This window comes from Microcoleus sp. AT8-A3 (assembly GCF_036705675.1).
In the GTDB taxonomy this organism is placed as follows: Bacteria; Cyanobacteriota; Cyanobacteriia; order Cyanobacteriales; family Microcoleaceae; genus Microcoleus.
In genome coordinates this window covers 1-1,831 of record NZ_JAUBVD010000135.1, presented here as the reverse complement: position 1 = coordinate 1,831, position 1,831 = coordinate 1, and the positions used below count along the sequence as shown (strand labels likewise).

At 44.9% G+C, this 1,831-nt stretch carries 3 protein-coding genes; 1 reads left to right on the top strand and 2 read right to left on the bottom strand.

All coding sequences use genetic code 11. The features are described 5' to 3' along the window. Window positions 1–471 precede the first annotated feature (471 nt). Window positions 472–1,008: a hypothetical protein gene (locus tag QUB51_RS30240; RefSeq protein WP_333240958.1), complete on the top strand. Its 537-nt coding sequence runs from the start codon at window positions 472–474 to the stop codon at window positions 1,006–1,008. On the opposite strand, the gene QUB51_RS30235 is transcribed toward QUB51_RS30240, so the two are convergent. Then, complete coding sequence (locus tag QUB51_RS30235; RefSeq protein WP_333058660.1) at window positions 967–1,521, bottom strand: transposase; 555 nt, start codon at window positions 1,519–1,521, stop codon at window positions 967–969. The two genes, QUB51_RS30240 and QUB51_RS30235, sit on opposite strands and share 42 nt — an antisense overlap. A 62-nt stretch (window positions 1,522–1,583) precedes the next feature. Continuing rightward, window positions 1,584–1,790 (bottom strand): hypothetical protein, encoded by a 207-nt coding sequence (locus QUB51_RS30230; protein WP_333058659.1) that lies wholly within the window; start codon window positions 1,788–1,790, stop codon window positions 1,584–1,586. Window positions 1,791–1,831 lie beyond the last annotated feature (41 nt).

The following is a 1,831-nucleotide window of genomic DNA, read 5'->3' as shown; positions in this document are numbered from 1 at the left end:
CGGAATGAAGCGAAAGTTTCACGTTCCGTTCTGAAGGAGAGGTAGGGGTAGAAATGCCCCTATCGACTCTAACTACCAGAAGCACTCTTGAAGTTGGGCCTTACCCCTACTTCATGAACGAATTATAGCAATCCTAAGTGATTTTCTAGAACCGTAACATCTGAAAGTCTTGCTATACAACAAGTCTAGGCAGACAAGAGGGCGTTGTGTTGTGAGACTCAGATCGGATTGCTATAGTAGTGGATCTTCACCCATACTTCAAGCAGCTTCCCAACTCAAACTTGTCTGTGAACAAAGCGTTAATCCAGTCTTAGCAGTCTTAGACGCCCGAATATGGCAATGCAAATTGGGTACTGGCGCAAGCAGACATTCAAGCTGATTGCTTAATGAGACTCCGAAAGAATGCCTGGAAAGTGGTCAGCACCACCAGCATATAGTGGCCGCGGCAGACCACGAAAACACGGGCAAAAAATGAGGCTGAATGACCCAACCACATGGCTCGAAGCGGATGCTGTGATTGAAATTGACGAACATCCACAGTTGGGACAAGTCCGAGTCAGTCAATGGCTTGACTTGCATTTTTATCGTGCCGCTGAACACAGAGTCAATTTAATCCTCGTCGAAAGAATGAAGCCCATGTCAAACGGTCAGCCGTTTCCACCCTTATGGTTGGCCTGGGTGGGAGAACGAACTCTACCCTTAGAAACAGTCTGGTTTAAGTATTTACGACGCTTTGGAGTGGATCATTGGTATAGATTTGTCAAGCAACGATTACACTGGACATTGCCTAACCTAAGAACTCCCGAACAATCCGAGCGTTGGAGTGATTTAATGCCGCCCCGGAGTTGGCAACTCTGGCTAGCTAGGGATTTAGTGGTTGAGAATGTATTACTGCAGGCAATCTGCTACAACCAATTTAACCCCTGGACGTGTTGCCCAATCAATGTTGTAGATTTTAGTTCAATGTCACTGAAAAAGTCTCGATCGCAAGGCCTGTTTACCTTTTAAGATAGAGCGAGGTTCCTGCATTCGAGGATACGGCTTTGGCCTGTGTTTCAACACCCGAGGTTCGGAACGCTCAGGTCGTATCGTGAGTAAATTAGTTGCCACCTGCGACAACAGAAATTGATGCCATTGTCGCTGTTGGCGCTTTCCTGTAGTTGCCAACAGCGTCAATAACTGATTAAACTGCTGCCTTGTTGATTGGAAGGAGATTTGAAAAGCTGTATGTTCTGATGAAGATACTGACTGCCACATAATGGTACGTAATAAAGTGTAAGCCAATAAGTGTATCCAGATTTCCTTTCTGACCATTGCCGGAGTTTTAGCTGTTAACATCTCCATTTTCAAAGTTGTTTTAAGATGACGGAGACTGACTTCAGCAGCAGACCACCGCAGCCCGTATAACTGAGTTAATTTGTGAACAGTGTAGCGTTTGGCGTCCAGTAACGTTGTGACTACAATAATACGCTCGTCTCGGAAGCCACGGTGTTGAATTCGCTCTTCAGACTTCCCGAACAATGAAATTAGATGGTAATTCCTCGAATTCCTCATTACTCATGTGTTTGGGACACTGTTGAGGCTTATTCCAGACTACTTGATGGTCGCCAATTCCCAACTTCTTGCCCCGCCCTTAAGTCAGTTTTACGGAGATGATTTTTCCGAAAAACAGCGTCGGCTCCCTGCTGTTTTACCAAAACTAAATCGACATAATTGCCGTAAGCTCGATCAGCTAATATCACATCGTCGGGAACTATAGTTATTTCAAATAAGTATGAGACACTCTTCATGCACAATAAGCACGAATAACTTCATCAAGAGATGTGTTAGG

What these genes read in the sequence shown, in the direction of transcription:
- QUB51_RS30240 (WP_333240958.1), top strand. Translation starts at nt 472, where the DNA reads ATGAGGCTGAATGACCCAACCACATGGCTCGAAGCGGATGCTGTGATT.
- QUB51_RS30230 (WP_333058659.1), bottom strand. Translation starts at nt 1,790, where the DNA reads ATGAAGAGTGTCTCATACTTATTTGAAATAACTATAGTTCCCGACGAT.